The organism is Thiothrix nivea DSM 5205, from assembly GCF_000260135.1.
Classification (GTDB): Bacteria; Pseudomonadota; Gammaproteobacteria; order Thiotrichales; family Thiotrichaceae; genus Thiothrix; species Thiothrix nivea.
In genome coordinates this window covers 2,045,147-2,063,521 of record NZ_JH651384.1, presented here as the reverse complement: position 1 = coordinate 2,063,521, position 18,375 = coordinate 2,045,147, and the positions used below count along the sequence as shown (strand labels likewise).

The following is an 18,375-nucleotide window of genomic DNA, read 5'->3' as shown; positions in this document are numbered from 1 at the left end:
CTGCGGCCATTCAAGCCGCTGATTTCAGTTCGGCCCGATAGCTCTCCCCTTCCAGCGCCGCCGCCAGCACATCCTCCACCTTTTCCAGCCACACCACCTGCAACTGCCCGCGCGCATTTTCCGGCACATCTTCCCAATCCTTGCGGTTGCGGGCAGGCAGCAGCACGGTGTGGATACCAGCGCGTAACGCCGCCAGACATTTTTCCTTCACCCCGCCGATCGGTAGCACCAGCCCGCGCAGGCTGATTTCGCCGGTCATGGCGACATCGCTACGCACCTTCTGGTCGGTGAGCAGCGACACCAGTGCGGTGAAGATGGAAACGCCTGCACTTGGCCCGTCCTTCGGGATCGCTCCGGCGGGGACGTGCAGGTGGATGTCGTTTTCCTCGAAAACCTGCTGGCTGATGCCCAGTTGTTTGGCGCGTGACTTGATCAGGCTAAGGGCGGCCTGGGCACTTTCCTTCATCACGTCACCAAGTTGGCCGGTAATGCTCAGGCGGCCTTTGCCGGGCATTTTGGTGGTTTCGATGAAAAGGATGTCGCCACCGACCGGTGTCCAGGCCATGCCGGTGGCAACACCCGGTTCGCTGGTGCGCATCGCCACTTCGCTCTCGAAGCGTTGCGGGCCGAGGATGGCGGGAATGTCTTCCGCGTCGATGTCGACTGTTTCCGCCTTGCCTTCGGCGACTTGCATGGTGGCGTAGCGCATGACTGCGCCGACTTCGCGGTCGAGGTTGCGCACCCCAGCTTCACGGGTGTAGTCGGCGACGATGCTGCGCAAGGCTTCCTCACTCATGCTGACCTGCTCTGCGCTCAAACCGTGGTCTTCGCGTTGGCGCTTGACCAGATAGCGCTTGGCGATTTCGACCTTTTCGTCCTCGGTGTAGCCGGGCAGGCTGATGATTTCCATACGGTCGCGCAGCGGCCCCGGAATGGAATCAAGCACGTTGGCGGTGGCGATGAACACCACTTTGCTGAGATCGAACGGCAGCGCCAGATAGTTGTCGCGGAAGGTTCCGTTCTGCGCCGGGTCAAGCACTTCCAGCAGCGCCGAGGCGGGGTCGCCGTGGAAACCGCCACCGCCGAGCTTGTCGATTTCATCCAGCATGAACACCGGGTTGCGGGTGCCGGCCTTGCGCAGTTCCTGGATGATGTTGCCGGGTAGCGCGCCCATATAAGTGCGACGGTGGCCACGGATTTCGGCTTCGTCATGCACGCCGCCGAGGCTGGCGCGCACGAATTGCAGCCCCAAAGCGTGGGCGATGCTTTGCCCCAGCGAGGTTTTGCCGACGCCGGGCGGGCCGACGAAGCACAGGATCGGGCTGCGGCCTTGCGGGTTGAGCTTGCGCACGGCGAGGTATTCGAGGATACGTTTTTTGATCTTGTCGAGACCGTAGTGGTCGGCGTCGAGCACGGCGCGCGCCTTGGCGATGTCGATGTTTTCCGCGTCCAGCTTGCTCCACGGCAGGCTGGTCAGCCAGTCGAGGTAGGTGCGGATCATGGAATATTCGCCCGAGGAATCCGGCATTTTTTGCAGGCGCTTGAGTTCCTTTTGCGCCTGCTCGGCGGCTTCCTGCGGCATGTCGGCGTCGGCGATGGCCTGACGCAGTTCCTCGATTTCGGCGTCGTTGCCGTCGTCTTCGCCCAGCTCTTTCTGGATGGCCTTGAGGCGTTCGCGCAGCATGAATTCGCGCTGGCGGGCGTCCATCGACTGCTTGGTCTGCTGGTCGATTTCGCGGGTCAGTTTCAGCACTTCGAGCTGCTGGCGCACGTGGTCGGCTACCTTGTCGAGGCGTTCGCGCAGGTCGGTGGTTTCCAGAATCTTCTGCTTTTCCTGCGGGCTGATGTCGAGGAAATTGCTGACCAGATCGGCCAGCGCGCCAGCCCCTTCCATGCTCTGGATGGCGGCGGTGACTTCCGGCGGCGCTTGCGGCAGCAGTTGCACGGTTTCGATGGCTTTTTCCTGCAAATGCCGCATCCGCGCCTGGATGTCGGGGTCGCTGTCGTCGGCTTCGGGCAGGGCTTCGATGCGCGCGACCAGATAGGGCTGGCTGCTGACGTAATCAAGTACGCGGAAACGTTCCTCACCCTGCACGACCAGATGGTGCGCGCCGCCGGGGGTGGTGACGTAGCGCAGGATGTTGGCGATGGTGCCGGTAGCGTACAGGTCGCTGCCTTGCGGTTCGTCGACTTCGGGGTGGCTTTGCAGCAGCAAGCCGATCTTGCGGCCACTGTTGACGGCTGCCTGCGCGGCGGCCAGCGACTGTTCGCGCCCGATGGTGATGGGGATCGCCATGCCGGGGAACAGCACCACGTTGCGCATCGGGGTGAGGATCAGGCTGTCATCGGCAGGTGCTTCTTCGCTGCTGGTTTCAGCCCAGTCGGGTATTTGCAGGGTTTGCTTGTCGGTGTCGTTCATCATCTTTCCTCAAAGCTTGCGCAGGTTCAGTTGCAGGCAGCCGTGTTTCATGGCATGGCTGCTGAGTTCGTAGTGGCCAGTTGGGAGTGGGATGCGGCGCTCGAAGCGTCCGTAGGGGAGTTCCAGCCGGTGGATGCGCGCGCCCTGCATGTGTTGTGGCAAGGGGCGCACGCCGCTGACCATGAGCTGGCCGCTGTTGATGTGGACTTCCACCCGTTCGGGCGCGACGTCGGGCAGGGCGATTGTCACCAGCACCGCGTCGCGGGTTTCGATCAGGTCGACGGGCGGCTCCCAGGTCGGCGTTTGTGCGGGCACTGGGCGGAAACACTGGCGTTGCAGGCGTTCGGCCTCGGCCAGCAGCTCGAAGGCTTCACTCCATATTCGGTTGTTGGGACGAAATGGCATGGTTTTGACCTATCGCATGGTTAATGTTCATGGGAGGAAGATCGGGGTGAGGCGCAGTATTTCAATACTGGATGACAATAGTTGAGTAAAAAAGTATGGTTTATTAGTGCTTGCTTATTACTACCCAGCCCTTTTTGCTGTATTTCAGCTAGGTAGTCGAGCACCCAGTGCAGGTTATTCTCAATGCCCCAATGCGCCCGCACGACTTGCCCCGGCCGTTCCGGGTTGGAAGCGTTTATGCTACTGATGAAGTAACGGGTTTCTTCCGTGGTCTTGTCCTTGCTTCGCGGATGGCAGTGACCGCGATGATGCTGGTCAGCTTTGGCCAATGGGGATGGTCTTTCTTCAACCAGCCGATGTCGGAAGTGACCCTGACAGAGCGAAAATTCTGTGTGGTCAGGGTATTAGCAGGAAGCTGTGAACAGTTGATTTGTCTTTACCCTTGAAACAAAAAAAGCAAGAGAGCCATCCCGAAGAACGGCTCCCTTGCTAGGAGTGTGTGGGGGAAGCCGGGCAGGCAGCACCGAAGCACTACCCGTCGGCAGTTTCCCCACCTTGGAAATTACTTGGCAGCAGCAGGTGCAGCTTGTGCTGGCGCTTGTGGGGCAGCAGGCATCTGCTGAGGCATCATCGGGAAGCCGTTGCCATCTTTGGCGAAGTTGTTGTAGCCGTAGCCGTTGCCAGCACCGTTGCCGTAGCCATAGCCGTTACCAGCGCCGTACCAGTCACCATTGCCTTTACCGTTGGCAGCCATGTCGGTATCCATGTTGGTGCGGCCCTTGCCTTTGAAAGTGATGCTGAAATCAACTTCACCGTCTGCGTCGCCTTTGCCACGGCCCCAGCCGTTGACATCGCCAGCACCGTTGCCGTAGCCATTGCCGTAAGCGTTGGAAGCGGCAGTACCGTTGCCGTAGCCGTTGCCAGCGCCGGAACCGTTGTCAAAACCGTCGAAGAACTCGGCGGAAGCAGCAGTGGACAGGGCGATCAGGGAAGCGAATGCGATAGCTTGCAGTTTCATGTTTAAGTCTCCTAGCAAATTGGTGTAAAGTTTCAATATGAGATAATTCTAATATTAGACTTTTCTAATGTAAAGGGCTTTTTTACGATTTCGGGAACTTTTTGCAAATTGTCTGACAAACGGGCGGAATGCTGGGAAAATACTATGCTTTGCGTCATGAGAAATACCATGTCCGACATGTTGCAGCGCCTGCGTGACGAATTGATCGTTGCGGGGCAGTTTTTCCATTCCAGAGGTTGGGTTCCTGCCACCAGCAGCAATTTTTCCGCGCGTTTGGGCGCAGAAACGCTGCTGATCACCAGTTCTGGCCAGCACAAGGGCAGGCTGGATGCGGAAAGCGGTTTCCTGCGGGTGGATTTGCAGGGTGTTTCGCTGGATGCAGATAAGCGCCCATCGGCGGAAACCGGCCTTCATACCCTGATGTACCAGCGTGACCCGGCTATGGGTTGTGTGTTACATACTCATTCTGTCAATGCGACGGTGCTGTCGATGCGGCAGTCGCAAGTCGTGCTGGAAGGTTATGAGGTGCAAAAAGCTTTTCCCAGCGTGGATACCCATGACAGTTGTCTGGTTATTCCAGTGTTTCCCAACAGTCAGGATATTCCTGCTTTAGCGCAAGCAGTCGGTCTTTATCTGGATGCCAACCCGCAAACCGTTGGTTACCTGATCCGAGGGCATGGCTTGTATACGTGGGGCGTGACGGTGGCTGATGCCCAACGGCATGTTGAGGCGTTAGAATTCCTGTTCGAGTGTTATTACCGGCAGTTGTTGCTGGATAGGTAGAGGGTGATGAGCGAATTGAAGATTTATGCGGACGATAATCCGCAACAGGCGCAAGCCTATACGGATTATGATGCCATTAGCGGGCTGTTGCAGGCGCAGGGCGTGCGTTTCGAGCGCTGGCAGGCAAATGCGCCGTTGACGGATGTTTCCACCCAAGGTGAAGTGATTGCCGCTTATCGCGCTGACATCGACCGTTTGATGGCGGAAAACGGCTTTCAGAGTGTGGATGTGGTCAGCTTGACTCCAGCTCATCCCGACAAGCTTGCGCTGCGGCAGAAATTTCTTAATGAGCATACCCATTCTGAGTTTGAGGTACGTTTTTTTGTCGATGGGCAAGGCTTGTTCTACCTGCATATAGGCGATAAGGTATACACGGTGTTGTGCGAAAAAGGCGACCTGATCAGCGTACCGGCGGGGGTTCCCCATTGGTTCGATATGGGGGAAAACCCGCATTTCAGGGCTATTCGTTTGTTTACCAACCCGGACGGCTGGGTGGCTAATTTTACCGGTAACGACATCGCCGAACGTTTCCCGCGGCTGGAAAACTGATGACCATCAAGGCCATACTCACCGACATTGAGGGTACCACGACCAGCCTGTCATTCGTCAAGGATGTGCTGTTCCCTTATGCCGACCAGCACATGCAGGCATTTGTGGTAGAACACCGGCAAGACCCCGCAGTCGCCCAACTGGTTGATGACGTGCGCATGGAGGTCGGTACAGCCAACTTGTCGTTGGCAGATGCAATAGCGCAACTGCGGCAGTGGATTGCTGAAGACAAAAAAGTTACCCCGTTGAAGGCCATCCAGGGCTTGATGTGGGAAGAGGGCTACCGCAAGGGCGATTTCACCGGCCATGTGTATGAGGATGCTGTGCGTAACCTGTTACACTGGCACGATCTTGGGCTGAAGTTGTATGTCTATTCCTCCGGCTCGGTACATGCGCAGAAATTGCTGTTCGGCTATTCTGATGCGGGCGACCTGACACCTTTGTTCAGCGGTTATTTCGACACGCAAATTGGCCACAAACGTGAGGCGGATGCTTATCGGCGGATTGTGGATGTGATTGGCTTGCCAGCACAGGAAATCCTGTTCCTGTCTGATATTCGTGAGGAGCTGGATGCGGCACAGCAAGCAGGGCTGAAAACCTGCTGCCTTGTCCGCGAAAATCAGCCAACTGACGGCTTGCAGCACCCATGGATTAACAATTTTGATGAAATGGATGTGACGGCCATCAACTAGTGGTTAAATATCTGTTGACTATACTTTCGGGCAATAATTTAAACGGCTTAGGCTTCATTTGAATGAATATTTTTCCAATTATCCTCGCAGCGGGTCAAGGTACCCGGATGCGTTCCTCTCTGCCAAAAGTGCTGCATCCAGTTGCTGGCAGGCCAATGTTACAACATGTGGTTGATGCCTGTTCTGCTTTGCAAAGCCGCAACGTGGCTTGCCACATGGCGATTGTTTACGGTCATGGCGGTGACCTCGTGCGTGAACGCATTCAGGGCGAAAACCTCAATTGGGTGGTGCAATCGGTGCAAAAAGGCACTGGCCATGCGGTCAGCCAGGCTATCCACTTGGTGGATGCTGATGATGTCGTGTTGGTTGCCTACGGCGATGTCCCGTTGATCCGCTCTGCCACTTTGCAGGGGCTGGCACAGGGTTTGCAGGATTCCTCTTTGTGCATCCTGACCACCGGGTTGGCGGAACCCAAAGGCTACGGGCGCATCGTGCGCAATGCTGAAGGGCAGGTACAGGCAATTGTGGAAGAGAAGGACGCTACCGACGAGCAACGTTTGATCCGTGAAGTGAATACCGGTTTTATCGCCGCGCGTGGCAGGGATCTGAAACGCTGGTTGCAACACATTACCCCACAAAATGCCCAGGGCGAATACTACCTGACCGATTGCGTCGGCTTGGCAGTAGCGGAAGGCGGCAGCATCAATACGGTGTCATGCGCTGACCCGGTGGAAGTGGAGGGTGCTAACAACCGCGTGCAGCTTGCCCGATTGGAACGCGCATGCCAGCAACGTCAGGTCGAAAAGCTGATGCTGGATGGCGCGACGGTTGCTGACCCTGCCCGTTTGGACATCCGTGGCGAAGTGGAAGTCGGCCAGGACGTTTTTCTGGACATTAACGTCGTCCTGATTGGCAAGGTCAAGCTTGGCAATAACGTGGTGATTGACGCCAACTGCGTGATCGAGAATGCGGAGATCGGTGATAACACCCACGTGAAGTCTCATTCGGTGATTGAAAATACCGTGATTGCGGAAAACTGCGACATTGGCCCATTTGCCCGCCTGCGCCCCGGAACTGTGCTGGCAGCCAAGGCCAAAATCGGCAATTTCGTTGAAACCAAGAAAGCCCATATCGGCAAGGGTAGCAAGGTCAATCACCTGAGCTACATCGGCGACACCGAGATGGGAGATGATGTCAATATTGGTGCAGGTACGATTACCTGTAACTATGATGGTGCCAACAAGCACAAGACCATCATCGGCGATAAGGTGTTTGTCGGTTCCTGCACCCAACTGGTTGCGCCTGTCACTGTTGGCGAGGGAGCCACCATCGGCGCAGGCTCGACCATCACCAAAGATGCCCCGGCAGGCGAGCTTACCCTGTCCCGCGCCAAACAAATGACCTTGAAAGGCTGGCAGCGCCCAGTCAAGGAGAAAAAATAATGTGTGGAATCGTTGGAGCCATCGCGCAACGCCCGGTGGTGGAAATCCTGCTGGAAGGGCTGCGTCGGCTGGAATACCGGGGGTATGACTCGGCAGGCGTTGCAGTTGTACGCGACACGGGTGATCTGGTGCGTAGCCGGGCGCTGGGTAAAGTGGCCGCGCTAACCGACCGGCTGGCTGATGAACCCATCGACGGCAAATTGGGCATTGCCCATACCCGTTGGGCTACCCATGGCGTGCCTGCCGAGCGCAACGCCCACCCACATTTCAGTGGCGAATGGGTTGGTATCGTGCACAATGGCATCATTGAAAACCATGTGGAATTGCGCGAGCGCCTGAAAAACGACGGCTACCGTTTCGACTCCGACACCGATACCGAAGTGGTTGCTCACCTGATCGATGTATTCCGTCGCAAGGGTATCAGTTTGCTGGATGCCGTGATGGCGGCGCGCTGTGAACTACAAGGTGCGTATGCGCTGGCAGTCATTTCCCCCGATGAAACCGATACGCTGATCGTGGCGCGCCACGGTAGCCCGCTGGTCATCGGTTTGGGTATCGGTGAGAATTTCATCGGTTCCGACATCCAGGCATTGCTGCCGGTCACCAGCCGTTTCATTTATCTGGAAAACGGCGATGTGGCGAAAATCAATCGCCACAAGATCGACATTTACGATGCCAATGGTGAGCGCGTCAGCCGCCCGGTCAAGGAGTCCAGCGCGGCCATGTGTTCCGCCGAGCTGGGTGAATACCGCCATTTCATGCTCAAGGAAATTTTCGAGCAGCCACAATCGGTTGCAGCCACACTGGAAAACCGTCTGGCGGGCGATCATGTGCTGCCTTCCCTGCTGGGCGCACCGGATGCGCTGGAAAAACTGGCGCAGGTGGAAGAAATCCAGATCATTGCCTGTGGCACCAGCTACCACGCCGGTTTGGTCGGGCGTTACTGGATTGAAGCCAACACCGATATTCCCTGCCATGTGGAAGTGGCCAGCGAATACCGCTACCGCCGCCAGCCGCCGCGCAAGAACATGTTGTTCGTGACCATTTCCCAGTCCGGTGAAACCGCCGATACTCTGGCAGCGCTGGAAAAAATCAAGGAAAACCACGGCTGCATGGCAACCCTGACCATTTGCAATGTAGCGGAAAGCTCCCTGACCCGCGAATCCGACATGTCGCTGATGACCATGGCCGGGCCGGAAATTGGGGTGGCTTCCACCAAGGCGTTTACCACCCAGTTGGTTGCGCTTCAGTTGCTGATGGTACTGTTGATGCAGGCGAAAGGCGCAGACAAAGCCAGGGTTGAGCAGATTACGGCAGATTTGCGTAAGCTGCCCGCCTTGATAGAACAAGCGCTGGATCTGAACCCTAAAATTGAGGTGTTGTCAGAACGCTTCATCGAAAAACACCATTCCCTGTTCCTCGGGCGCGGCGAACTCTACCCAGTGGCGATGGAAGGCGCACTCAAGCTCAAGGAAATTTCCTACATCCACGCCGAAGCCTATCCGGCTGGTGAACTCAAGCACGGCCCGCTGGCATTGGTGGATAGCGAGATGCCGATCGTGACAGTTGCGCCGAGCACTGGTCTTTTGGAAAAGCTCAAGTCCAATCTGGAAGAAGTCCGTTCCCGTGGCGGCGAGTTGTATGTGTTTGCCGACCGGGAAGCGCATATTAAGGCCGATGACAGCCTGCATGTGCTGGAAGTGCCGCATGTGCCGGAATTACTGGCTCCAATTGTCTATACTGTCCCGCTGCAACTGCTGTCCTACCACGTCGCAGTACAAAAGGGGACGGATGTGGACAAGCCGCGCAACCTGGCCAAGTCGGTAACAGTGGAGTAAGCGGCAGGCCATTCTCCGGCGGGTAACACCATATCCCCGTCACTGCAAACTGGGGTATCCTAAAAGGCCGCAAGCAAGCGGCCTTTTTTATGCTGTTGTCATGGAGCCTTGTTATGTCAGTGAAGGTATTGTTCTTTGCCAGTTTGCGCGAACGTTTAGGAAAAAGCCATGTGTTGCTGGATGTGGCAGAGTCTCTGAGCGTGCGGGATGTCTGGTTGCGTAGCAGTGGGGAAAGCGCATTGCCTGAGAATGTGCTGGCTGCCATCAACCATGAGTATGCCGAGGCTGAATCGCTGGTTCAGTCGGGCGACGAAGTGGCTTTCTTCCCACCTGTGACAGGAGGTTGAGCAATGCACATTGAATTGCTGACGGATCGGTTTGACCCGTGGCGTTATCTGGCTGATTGGCAGGCGCAGCAGCAACAGGATGATAGTGTCCGTTCTGGCGCAACTGCGGTGTTTGTTGGCACCATGCGTGATTTCAATGAAGGGGATGCCGTGCGGGAAATGTATCTGGAATATTACCCCGGCATGACCGAGCGTCAGCTAGTGCAACTGGCTGGCAACGCACAGCAGGAATGGTCGTTGGATAATGTATTGATCGTGCATCGGGTGGGGAAAATTACGCCCTCCCAAGCCATTGTGCTAGTAGCGGTGTGGTCAGCCCACCGGGCTGAAGCCTTTGAGGCCTGCCGCCACATGATGGAGGTGCTTAAGCATACAGCGCCCTTCTGGAAGCGGGAAACGCTGGCAGACGGTTCAGAGCGTTGGGTAGAAAAGAATACGCCCGGTTAAGGCCGTTGTTGCTTAATCGAGGGGGATGCTGACAACCTTGTCCACGCCGGATTCCACCCAAAACTCGGCTTCCCCGCTTTTATGTTGCATCTGGACTTTAGCGCAATAAAAGCCATTCGGGAGGTTGACTGTCCCGCTATGGCGGGGCAGGGTGGCAATCGGGGATTTTTGCTCTTTGTCCTTGATGGAGAAAACCGTCCAGGATGCGGGGGCAAGCACGGGTTGTTCCTTGATGGTTGCTACCAGCGTCACGGTCGTGGCGGCGGTGCTGGTGGAGGCTGCCAGCAAGGCAATAGAGCCAGTCAACAGCAGGTATTGTTTGGCACGCGGGTAAAAAAAAGCAGAATACAATTTCATGTCGCCCTTCCTTGAGAATTCATTGTTGCTTTAAGGGATTGTGCAAAAAAGACACGCGATTATAAGTGTAGTGCAGATTTTTGGCAAAAATATTACTCTCTTGGGGGAGGGCGATTTAGGGATTTTCTTAATTTGAGTCAGCTGTTCTTTTCCAATTGTCTGATTTTCCACCTGTTTTTTGTAGAAGGCAAATGCCTTCCATCGACATTCCCTTATCGACAGCCTTGCACATGTCGTAAATGGTTAGCAGGCTAATCTGGACGGCGGTCAGTGCTTCCATTTCCACGCCAGTCTGGCCGTGGGTTTCCACAGTGGCACGGCAGTGGATGGCGTTAGCTTCAGCCAGGGGGGTGAGTGCGATGTCTACCCGGGTGAGGGCGAGCGGGTGGCAGAGGGGGATCAGGTCAGCCGTTTTTTTCGCCGCCATGATGCCCGCAATCCTGGCAATACCCAGCACGTCGCCTTTTTTGTGGTTGCCTTGCAGCACTTTGGCTAGGGTATCGGGTTGCATTTCAATACGCCCTTCGGCAACTGCAACCCGGTGGGTGGTGCTTTTGTTGCCTACGTCCACCATGTGGGCTTGGCCTTGGGCATTAAAATGGGTCAGTTCGTTCATGGGCGTTGCAGGGGGGCTTCCACCTGATCCCGTGCTGCTTTGCCCAAGAGGGTTTCGATCAGTTGCAGGCTGAAATCCATGGCAGTGCCGGGGCCGCGCGAGGTAATGAATTTGTTGTCCACTTCGACGGGTTGGCCGGTGAGCTGTACCTGTGAGGTGTCAAGGGCATCGAGTGCGCCGGGGAAAGCCGTCAGCCGGTGGCCATTGGCCACGCCGTTTCCCACCAGCACTTTGGGGGCCGCGCAGATGGCGGCGACGTGTTTGTCTGCGGCTGCCAAGCGGTTGATCAGGCGATGAATACGTGGGTCGGCGTTCAGGTGGTCGGCTCCCGGCAGGCCGCCGGGTAGCGCTATCATGTCAAAGTCTTCATCCGCGATCTCATCCAGCAGGCGGTCAGCCAGCAGGACAGTGCCGCGGGAGCAATGCACTGGCCCAGCTGTCAGGCTGGCGGTTACCACATCAATGCGCGCCCGTCTAAGCAGGTCAATGATGGTGACGGCTTCCAGTTCTTCGCAGCCTGCGGCCAGTGGTATCAGTACCCTAGGCATTACATCACCTTTTTATTGGCGGCAGTGGGCGGCGCTTCCGGTTTAACACGGTTTTGCACCAGATCCATGCCTTTGAGGATGTTGAGGGCTTCAAACAGCTGGTAATCCTCTTCTGCCAGCGGGGATTTGGCCTTATCGGATTCCACTTCCTGGTCGGTTTTCTCGTCTTTCGTGGGGGCTTCTTCTTTCTCTGGCGCTTGCCCGTTTTTGCCGTTGGGGTTGCTGAGGTGTTTGCTCAGGTTGGCTTCAGACAATGGGTCGAAGGCGTTTTCATCTTCTTCTTCCCCCTTGACCTTGAGTGGCTTGAGTTCGATGTCAGGGACAATGCCCTCCGCCTGGATAGAGCGGCCAGATGGGGTGAAATAGCGGGCGGTGGTCAGTTTGACGGCGGTCTTTTCATCCAGAGGCAAGACGGTCTGGACAGACCCTTTGCCGAAGGTTTTTTGACCAACAATCAGGGCGCGCTTGTGGTCTTTGAGTGCGCCCGCGACGATTTCCGAGGCGGAGGCTGACCCCTGGTTGACCAGCACGACGATGGGGGCGTTTTCGATGATGTCACCTTTGTTGGCGGTGTATTCCATCTTGGCGTCTTCTACCCGACCTTCGGTGTAAACGATTTTGCCGGATTCAAGGAATGCGTCGGAGACACCTACAGCAGCGTTGAGCACACCGCCGGGGTTGTTGCGCAAATCCAGTACCAGGCCGCGTAATTTGCCTTTGTTCTCTTTTTTCAGGGTTTCGGCGGCCTCCATCAGGGCTTCAGTGGTTTTGGCCTGGAAACTGGTGACGCGGATGTAGCCGTAACCAGGCTCCAGCATCCGTTGTTTGACGCTTTTGACCTGAATGATGGCGCGTTTGATACTGACCTTGAAGGGTTTGTCCTTGCCTTCGCGTACCACCATCAGGTCAATGTTGGTGTCGGGTTTGCCACGCATGACCTTGACGGCTTCATTCAGGGTCATGCCTTTGACGGGAGTTTCGTCCAGGCGGATGATCAGGTCGCCTGCCTGCAAGCCTGCCTTTTGCGCGGGGGTGTCATCAATCGGGGAGATGACCTTGACGAAGCCGTCTTCCATGCCAACTTCGATGCCCAGTCCGCCAAATTCGCCGCTGGTGCCGACTTGCAGTTCTTTGAATTCTTCTTCATCCAGGTAGGCGGAATGGGGGTCAAGGCCGCTAAGCATCCCGCGGATGGCATTGGTCATCAGATCCTTATCCTTGACATCCTCAACATAGTTTTCCTTAATGCGGGAATAGACTTCCGAGAATTGTTGAAGATCATCGAGGGAGGGCTGGTTTTCAATGGTTTGCCTGAAAGCAAAGACATTCAGGCTGACGCTTGCGGTAGCGCCTACCAGTACCCCGGCAATGGCACCTGCCAGAACGCGGTAACGTGTATGCATGATCATTTATCTCCAGTAATGTGGCTGCCCGGGTCCTTAAGTAACAGGATGCTCTTTTGGTGGCTCTGCAAAAGTTTCCCATCTTACCATTGTGTGGCAAAAATGCACTTTAGTTGTTGTAAAAATGGTGCAATCGGCGGCTTTTTCAAGCGTAAACCCTGATTTTAGGGTCAGGCTGTTTATCGGCACCAGCGTGCCGGGTTTTGGGGCGTTGTACCTTGCCGGATTTCAAAATACAGCGCATCTTGGCTTTGCCCGCTGGAATTCCCTACTGCGGCAATCGTTTCATTGGCATTGACAATAGTGCCTTCTTTTTTATACACCGCACGGTTGTAACCATATAGGCTCATGTAGTTGTTGTCATGTTCAATGATGAGCAAGTGACCGTAGCCATCCATCCAGCCGGAAAAGGCTACCCGCCCCTTGGCCACAGCCTTGACTTTGGAGCCGCCCGCAGCGGCAATGACGACCCCTTTCCAGCGTTGTTTTTCATTCCGTGAAGAACCATAGCTGTGGATGATTTTGCCTTTGACTGGCCAGGATAGCTTGCCGCGCAAGGTGGAGAAAGGCCGGTCGGGGGTGAAGCTGGTGCTGACCGGTCTGCCGCCGCTGACCGGTTTTTTCTCTTCCTTGGCGGGCAGGGGCTGGCGTGACACGGTGGCGGTTTCCTGTGCTTTTGCCGCTTGGCTTGCTGCCAGGCGGTCAAGCATGGCCTGAAACTTGGCGTCTTCCGCTTTCAGCTTGTCAAGACGCTTTTGGTTGCTGCGGATGTCAGTTTTGAGGTTGGCCAATGCGGTGGAGCGTGCTTTCAGGGTGCTTTCAATGTCGGCTTTCTGTTGCTCCAGCGTTTGGGTGAGTTCCTGAAGGCTAATGCGGTCTTTTTCGATGCTGGTGCGTACCGCGTCGATTTCCCCGAGGGTTTTCTGGATGCCTTGGATGCGTTCTACCCGGTTTTCATTCAGGTATTCGAAGTAACGGATGGTGCGGCTGATGTCGGAAGGTTCATCCTGCCGCAGCAGCAGGCGCAGGTGGGATTGTTCGCCCGCTGAATACAATGCTTGTAACTGTTGGGCAAGGCCGGATTTTTGTGTTGTCAGCTCCACATCCAGTTTGACTTTTTTCTGGTTGGCTTCTGCCAGCTTGGTGATGGTGGTTTCGATTTTTTTTTCAGTCTCATAATTTTTGTTGGAAATATTACCCAGTTTTTGTTCCAGTCGGGTGACCTCATCCTGCAACGCCTGCGATTCGTTCTTCTGCGAACTCAAGTTGGTGGAAAGCTGGCGGATTTCATGTTGCAACTGTTGTTGCTTCTGGGTGTCTGCGGCATTGGGTGATGCCCAGGGCAGCAGCAGGAGAATGAACAAATATGGATAGAGTTTCACCGTTTGTCAGAATTCCGGAGTATTTGTAATGCCACAGAGTCTACCATAAGAAAAAGAATGGGCGTGAATAGTTCACCGGGGTCTGGAAAGCATTGTCGAATGGCTAAATCCCTAAAAACTGCGGGAATTGTAAGGTTACGGGGTGACATGCGGTTTAATAGGATATATTATTGTATCTATCTATACTAATATACTAAGTTGCTTGCTGAGTGAGTTCGTCAAGAGTAAGTGCTTGGGAATAATTATTTTCGATGAGGAAACCTATGGGTAGCATTGCGTTCGGTGGTAGTTGTGATTTCACTATTGATGACATGCTGGTCAAGGAAGAGGATATTGACCGTGCTTCCCGTTCATTAAAGGCCATTTCGCATCCATTAAGGTTGAAGATTCTGTGTGTCTTGGGGGATAAGGAAGTCAGCGTGCAGGATATTGTTGATAATGTGGGTACTTCCCAAAGCAATATTTCCCAGCATCTGGCGATTCTGCGTGACAAAGGCATTCTCGCTTCCCGCAAGGATGCCAACCGGGTTTATTACCGGGTTGGCGACTACCGTACCTTGCGTCTGATTAGCATGATGCAGGAAGTTTTCTGCAGCGCGCCACACTGAACATTACTGGGCGGATCACAAAAAACGGGTAGGTAGGGGTTTACGTTATTCTTCCTGATGTATATCTTTAGCTCCTGCTTACAGCGAAAAGGTCTAATGTGGAAGAGTATCTTGTTTTTGCCCGCAATCATCCCGTCCTGATCCTGGGCTTGGTCGCCATCCTGGGAATGATTATCTGGACTGAAATCGGTCGTTTTACCCGCAAGTATAAACAGGTCAACAGTGCCGAAGCGGTGCAGATCCTCAACAGGGATGGTTCCTTGGTGTTGGACGTGCGTGAAGACAATGAACTGCGTGGTGGTAAAATCAAGGGGGCGCGTCACATACCCCTAGGGCAGTTGAAAAACCGTTTGGGTGAGTTGGAGCAGGCCAGGGAAAAGCCTGTGCTGGTGTATTGCCGTAGTGGCAACCGCTCCGCTTATGCTTGCCATCTGATGACCAAAGCAGGCTTTCAGGATGTAAGTAATCTGGCCGGTGGCATCGTGGCTTGGGAGTCGGCGAATTTGCCGGTCAGCAAGCGATGAAGCAGGCCAGTGTTTCCATGTACTCGACGCGATTTTGTCCGTATTGCCTGCGGGCGCGGGCGCTGCTCCAGCGCAAGGGCGTTGAATATACAGAGGTCGATGTCGGTGGTGATCCGGCATTGTGGGAAGAGATGGAGCGCTTGAGTGGCCGGGAAACCGTGCCGCAAATCTTCATTGGTGGCCTTTCCATCGGTGGCTATGACGATATGGCCGCGCTGGATCGGGCGGGCAAACTGGATGCCCTGCTGTTTGAATCTTAAAAATCATGTAAAAGGGGTTATAGCGTATGAGTCAAGGACAACAACAAGAACAACAATTCATTATCCAGCGTGTTTATATCAAGGATGTATCCTTTGAAGCACCTAATTCGCCAGCGATTTTTACCCAGGACTGGCAGCCGGATACCAATCTCGACCTGAATACCAAAGTCAACAACCTGGCCAATGACAATTTTGAGGTTGAGCTGTTTATCACCATCACAGTCCAAAGTGCAGGTAAGACCGCGTTCCTGGTCGAGGTTAAGCAGGCTGGGGTGTTCTTCATTCAGGGGTATGCAGAGGAGCAGCTCAATCATCTGCTGGCAGCTTATTGCCCCAATATCCTGTTCCCGTATGCGCGGGAAGTGATTGCTAGCTTGGTGTCGAAAGGCAGCTTCCCTGAGTTGCATTTGTCACCCATCAATTTTGATGCCCTGTATGCCCGCCGTTTGCAGGAAGAACAGGCGAAAGTCGCCGCCGCATGATGACAGAACACATCCAGTCCATCGCTGTTTACGGGGCCGGTTCGTGGGGAACTGCGCTGGCTCTGCAACTGGCGCGCAATGGGTTGGATGTGCTGTTGTGGGACATCAATCCCGTCCAGGTGGAAACCCTAAATCGGGAGCGTGAAAACACGTATTACCTGCCGGGCATCGCGTTCCCCGACAAATTGGTCTGCTCCAGTGATTTGCAGGCAGTGGCGGCGTTTGCTGATTACCACCTTATCGTCGTGCCAAGTCATGGTTTCCGCAGTTTGCTGCAAAAGCTTTCCCTCTCGCTGACTGAGCGGGATGCAGTGCTTTGGGCTACCAAGGGTCTGGAGCTGGATACGGGGAAGCTGCTGCATCAGGTACTGGAAGAAGAACTGCCGCAATGTAAATCATACGGCGTTGTTTCCGGGCCGACATTTGCAGGTGAAGTGGCAAGTGGTTTGCCAACGGCCATGACAGTTGCTGCAACAAATGCAGGGCTGGCGCAGGCTGTGGCGGAAGCGTTTCAGGCTCCCAACTACCGTGTCTATTTCAGTCAGGATATTCTCGGTGTTGAGTTGGGTGGTGCTATCAAAAATGTGCTTGCCATTGCTGCCGGGATTTCCGATGGCCTCGGCTTCGGAGCCAATGCGCGTGTTGCCATTGTGACCCGTGGGCTGGCGGAAATCATGCGTCTGGGTACGAAACTGGGGGCGCAGCCTGAAACCCTGATGGGGCTGGCGGGTGTTGGTGATCTGGTGCTGACCTGTACCGACAACCAGTCACGTAACCGCCGCCTGGGTCTGGCATTGGGGCAGGGTAAAGATATGGAAACAGCCATCGCTGAAATCGGGCAGGCTGTAGAAGGTGCCAAGTCCGCCCGTTCCATCGGCAAGCTGGCCGCAACGGCGGGTGTGGAAATGCCTATCTGCGACGTTGTATACCGCATTCTTTATGAGCAGCTTCCTCCCCGTCAGGCGGTGCAGGAGCTGATTTCCCGCGATCTTAAGGCGGAATTCTGATACGGGGGTTGTTGCCCATGCAGCAAGCAAATCCTTATGCAATCGGTGTCGTCATGGACCCGATCAGTACCATCAACATCAAGAAAGACAGCACTTTCGCCATGATGCTGGAGGCTCAGCGGCGTGGGTGTCCGTTATTTCATATTTTGCAAGGCGACATATACGCTGATGATGGTGTGGCGTATGCCAGGATGAATCCGGTAACGGTTAAGGATGACCCCAAAGGTTGGTATGAATTTGGTGAGGCGCTCGTAAAACCCTTGCATGAATTGCCGGTCATCCTGATGCGCAAAGACCCGCCTTTCGATATGGAATACATCTACAGTACTTATTTGCTGGAGTTGGCGCAGAAGCGCGGGACGTTGGTGATAAACCGTCCGGAAAGTATCCGTGCAGCCAATGAGAAGCTGTTTACTGCCTGGTTCCCGGAATTTTCCCCGCCAACCCGTGTAACCCGCGACATGGCGCGTATCCGCGAGTTTTTGCAAGAGCAGCAGCATATTGTGGTCAAGCCGCTGGATGGGATGGGTGGTGCCATGATCTTTCAGGTGCGGCAGAATGATCCCAATCGTAATGTTATTCTGGAAACGATTACCGCGCATGGTCAGCGTAGCGTTATGGCGCAACGTTTTCTGCCGGAATTCAGGCAGGGTGACAAACGCATTCTGTTGATTGATGGTGTTCCGTTTCCTCATGCGTTGGCGAGGATTCCGGCAGAGGGTGAGGGGAGGGCAAATCTTGCCGCTGGCGGAACGGGCATCGGGGTGGATTTAACTGAGCGTGAATTTGCCATCTGTGCCGCTATCGGGCCGGTATTGCGGGAAATGGGGCTGGTGTTTGTCGGGCTGGATGTTATCGGTGATTATGTCACCGAGATTAATGTTACCAGCCCCACCTGTATCCGGGAGCTGGATGCCATTTACTCGGCCAACATCGCCAGCCTGTTATGGGATGCGGTTGACAACAGGCTGGCGTAGCTTGCCTGATCAGGCTTGGTTGGTGGCCTGTTTGACCAGCCCATACAACTCATCCTTGAGGTGCAATCGGCGCAGCTTGAGGCTTTCGACAAACTCATCCGCATGGGCTTCAATGCCCTGCTCAATCCGGTTCAGTTGAGCATCCACCTCCTCATGTTCGTCAAACAGACGCGCGAAGTGCCTGTCATTCATCTTCAGATCGTGGATGATTTCTTTGTACTTGGGAAATTCAATAGCCAAGTCGTGGGATTCACCAAACATTTACTACTCT

General features: G+C 55.0%; 22 protein-coding genes. 13 read left to right on the top strand and 9 right to left on the bottom strand.

Annotation, left to right across the window (positions count from 1 at the left end):
- Nucleotides 1–10: 10 nt before the first annotated feature.
- From lon to THINI_RS10265, 3 genes are all read right to left on the bottom strand, one after another.
- Nucleotides 11–2,422, bottom strand: coding sequence for an endopeptidase La (gene lon, locus THINI_RS10275; RefSeq protein WP_245536613.1), 2,412 nt, complete (start codon nt 2,420–2,422; stop codon nt 11–13).
- Between the two features lie 6 nt (nt 2,423–2,428).
- The gene (locus THINI_RS10270) at nt 2,429–2,824 is read right to left on the bottom strand and encodes an Hsp20/alpha crystallin family protein (RefSeq protein ID WP_002708529.1); all 396 of its coding nucleotides are present in this window, start codon (nt 2,822–2,824) and stop codon (nt 2,429–2,431) included.
- A gap of 562 nt (nt 2,825–3,386) precedes the next feature.
- Nucleotides 3,387–3,842, bottom strand: a complete 456-nt coding sequence (locus THINI_RS10265; protein ID WP_002708528.1) for a hypothetical protein — start codon at nt 3,840–3,842, stop codon at nt 3,387–3,389.
- A 168-nt stretch (nt 3,843–4,010) separates the two neighbouring features.
- On the opposite strand from THINI_RS10265, the gene THINI_RS10260 reads away from it, so the two are divergent.
- The 7 genes from THINI_RS10260 to THINI_RS10230 all read left to right on the top strand — a co-directional run bounded on the left by THINI_RS10260 (nt 4,011) and on the right by THINI_RS10230 (nt 9,940).
- On the top strand, nt 4,011–4,625 hold the full coding sequence (locus THINI_RS10260) for a methylthioribulose 1-phosphate dehydratase (RefSeq protein WP_002708527.1): 615 nt from the start codon (nt 4,011–4,013) through the stop codon (nt 4,623–4,625).
- Between the two features lie 6 nt (nt 4,626–4,631).
- Nucleotides 4,632–5,174 (top strand): 1,2-dihydroxy-3-keto-5-methylthiopentene dioxygenase, encoded by a 543-nt coding sequence (locus THINI_RS10255; protein ID WP_002708526.1) that lies wholly within the window; start codon nt 4,632–4,634, stop codon nt 5,172–5,174.
- Nucleotides 5,174–5,866, top strand: coding sequence for an acireductone synthase (gene mtnC, locus THINI_RS10250; protein ID WP_002708525.1), 693 nt, complete (start codon nt 5,174–5,176; stop codon nt 5,864–5,866). Before THINI_RS10255 ends, mtnC begins: the two co-directional genes overlap by 1 nt.
- A 62-nt stretch (nt 5,867–5,928) precedes the next feature.
- Entirely contained in the window at nt 5,929–7,308 is a 1,380-nt protein-coding gene (gene glmU, locus THINI_RS10245; protein ID WP_002708524.1) for a bifunctional UDP-N-acetylglucosamine diphosphorylase/glucosamine-1-phosphate N-acetyltransferase GlmU, read from the top strand.
- Complete coding sequence (glmS, locus tag THINI_RS10240) at nt 7,308–9,146, top strand: glutamine--fructose-6-phosphate transaminase (isomerizing) (RefSeq protein WP_002708523.1); 1,839 nt, start codon at nt 7,308–7,310, stop codon at nt 9,144–9,146. The genes glmU and glmS overlap by 1 nt, the downstream gene beginning before the upstream one ends.
- A 113-nt stretch (nt 9,147–9,259) precedes the next feature.
- Nucleotides 9,260–9,493 (top strand): molybdopterin converting factor subunit 1, encoded by a 234-nt coding sequence (gene moaD / locus THINI_RS10235; protein ID WP_002708522.1) that lies wholly within the window; start codon nt 9,260–9,262, stop codon nt 9,491–9,493.
- 3 nt (nt 9,494–9,496) lie between these two features.
- A complete protein-coding gene (locus THINI_RS10230) occupies nt 9,497–9,940 on the top strand; it encodes a molybdenum cofactor biosynthesis protein MoaE (protein ID WP_002708521.1) in 444 nt (147 codons plus the stop codon).
- A gap of 12 nt (nt 9,941–9,952) precedes the next feature.
- On the opposite strand, the gene THINI_RS10225 is transcribed toward THINI_RS10230, so the two are convergent.
- From THINI_RS10225 to THINI_RS10205, 5 genes are all read right to left on the bottom strand, one after another.
- Entirely contained in the window at nt 9,953–10,297 is a 345-nt protein-coding gene (locus THINI_RS10225) for a hypothetical protein (RefSeq protein WP_002708520.1), read from the bottom strand.
- A gap of 127 nt (nt 10,298–10,424) precedes the next feature.
- On the bottom strand, nt 10,425–10,913 hold the full coding sequence (gene moaC / locus THINI_RS10220; protein ID WP_002708519.1) for a cyclic pyranopterin monophosphate synthase MoaC: 489 nt from the start codon (nt 10,911–10,913) through the stop codon (nt 10,425–10,427).
- Nucleotides 10,910–11,461: a DJ-1 family glyoxalase III gene (locus tag THINI_RS10215; RefSeq protein WP_002708518.1), complete on the bottom strand. Its 552-nt coding sequence runs from the start codon at nt 11,459–11,461 to the stop codon at nt 10,910–10,912. The genes moaC and THINI_RS10215 overlap by 4 nt, the downstream gene beginning before the upstream one ends.
- A complete protein-coding gene (locus THINI_RS10210) occupies nt 11,461–12,864 on the bottom strand; it encodes a S41 family peptidase (RefSeq protein WP_002708517.1) in 1,404 nt (467 codons plus the stop codon). The genes THINI_RS10215 and THINI_RS10210 overlap by 1 nt, the downstream gene beginning before the upstream one ends.
- Before the next feature lie 179 nt (nt 12,865–13,043).
- Nucleotides 13,044–14,246: a murein hydrolase activator EnvC family protein gene (locus THINI_RS10205; protein ID WP_002708516.1), complete on the bottom strand. Its 1,203-nt coding sequence runs from the start codon at nt 14,244–14,246 to the stop codon at nt 13,044–13,046.
- A gap of 263 nt (nt 14,247–14,509) precedes the next feature.
- Between THINI_RS10205 and THINI_RS10200 the strand changes: the two genes are divergently transcribed.
- The 6 genes from THINI_RS10200 to gshB all read left to right on the top strand — a co-directional run bounded on the left by THINI_RS10200 (nt 14,510) and on the right by gshB (nt 18,104).
- Nucleotides 14,510–14,854, top strand: a complete 345-nt coding sequence (locus THINI_RS10200; protein ID WP_002708515.1) for an ArsR/SmtB family transcription factor — start codon at nt 14,510–14,512, stop codon at nt 14,852–14,854.
- A gap of 98 nt (nt 14,855–14,952) precedes the next feature.
- On the top strand, nt 14,953–15,378 hold the full coding sequence (locus tag THINI_RS10195) for a rhodanese-like domain-containing protein (protein WP_002708514.1): 426 nt from the start codon (nt 14,953–14,955) through the stop codon (nt 15,376–15,378).
- A gap of 17 nt (nt 15,379–15,395) precedes the next feature.
- The gene (gene grxC, locus THINI_RS10190) at nt 15,396–15,638 is read left to right on the top strand and encodes a glutaredoxin 3 (protein ID WP_245536612.1); all 243 of its coding nucleotides are present in this window, start codon (nt 15,396–15,398) and stop codon (nt 15,636–15,638) included.
- A gap of 26 nt (nt 15,639–15,664) precedes the next feature.
- The gene (secB, locus tag THINI_RS10185; RefSeq protein WP_002708512.1) at nt 15,665–16,120 is read left to right on the top strand and encodes a protein-export chaperone SecB; all 456 of its coding nucleotides are present in this window, start codon (nt 15,665–15,667) and stop codon (nt 16,118–16,120) included.
- Nucleotides 16,117–17,127 (top strand): NAD(P)H-dependent glycerol-3-phosphate dehydrogenase, encoded by a 1,011-nt coding sequence (locus tag THINI_RS10180; protein WP_002708511.1) that lies wholly within the window; start codon nt 16,117–16,119, stop codon nt 17,125–17,127. Before secB ends, THINI_RS10180 begins: the two co-directional genes overlap by 4 nt.
- Nucleotides 17,128–17,144: 17 nt before the next feature.
- Nucleotides 17,145–18,104: a glutathione synthase gene (gshB, locus tag THINI_RS10175; RefSeq protein WP_002708510.1), complete on the top strand. Its 960-nt coding sequence runs from the start codon at nt 17,145–17,147 to the stop codon at nt 18,102–18,104.
- A gap of 9 nt (nt 18,105–18,113) precedes the next feature.
- Here gshB and THINI_RS10170 read toward each other — a convergent pair whose 3' ends face one another.
- Nucleotides 18,114–18,365 (bottom strand): HP1242/YdcH family protein, encoded by a 252-nt coding sequence (locus THINI_RS10170; RefSeq protein WP_002708509.1) that lies wholly within the window; start codon nt 18,363–18,365, stop codon nt 18,114–18,116.
- Between the last annotated feature and the right edge of the window lie 10 nt (nt 18,366–18,375).